This window comes from Hydrotalea sp. (assembly GCF_049968455.1).
In the GTDB taxonomy this organism is placed as follows: Bacteria; Bacteroidota; Bacteroidia; order Chitinophagales; family Chitinophagaceae; genus Hydrotalea.
Genome location: NZ_JBMFQT010000067.1, coordinates 1 through 563 on the forward strand (window position 1 = coordinate 1; position 563 = coordinate 563).

Annotated in this window: 2 protein-coding genes; both read right to left on the bottom strand. The window is 29.7% G+C overall.

Translation table 11 applies throughout. From position 1 onward, the window contains the following. Nucleotides 1-340, bottom strand: a 340-nt coding sequence (locus tag ACP5P5_RS13725; protein ID WP_428286683.1) for a hypothetical protein, incomplete at its 3' end; no start/stop codon positions are given. A gap of 25 nt (nt 341-365) precedes the next feature. Then, on the bottom strand, nt 366-563 hold a 198-nt coding region (locus tag ACP5P5_RS13730), incomplete at its 5' end, for a hypothetical protein (protein WP_428286684.1).

Below are 563 nucleotides of genomic sequence, written 5' to 3' on the forward strand. Positions count from 1 at the left end.
CTTCCTTTATCTCATCAAACCAGTCTGGAGTTATTATTCTTCCATTTTCATCAAAAATTATATATTTCATATTTTTATTTTCTCTTGCAATGCAGTATTTACTTTGTCCTGCTACTAAACCAAGAAATGAATTAACATAATCAAACCACTCAGGACTTATCATCCTTCCACTGATATCAAAAACCGCCTCTTTCCCATCTTTCTCTGCAATGTAGTATTTACTTTCTCCTTTCACTAATCCATCTTCCCATATCTCATCAAACCACTCAGATATTCTATTTCCATTTTCATCAAATATAGCTTTTCCCCCATCTCCTCTTCTTCTTATTTCATATCTCATCTTAACTACCTCCTTGAAATTAGTTTCATATGTTTAAAAGTTTTGTATAATCTAAAAATTCCTCTTTTCTACGAATAACAGGATTGAATTCTATTGTTTGTATTGTTTTATCTAATTTTTCAATTTCTACTATTCCAAGTCTATCATAAAAGGTTATCTTGTCTAATGAGGATATTTTTTCTATTGAAAAATCATCAGAGACCTTTTGACCATTTTTATGATA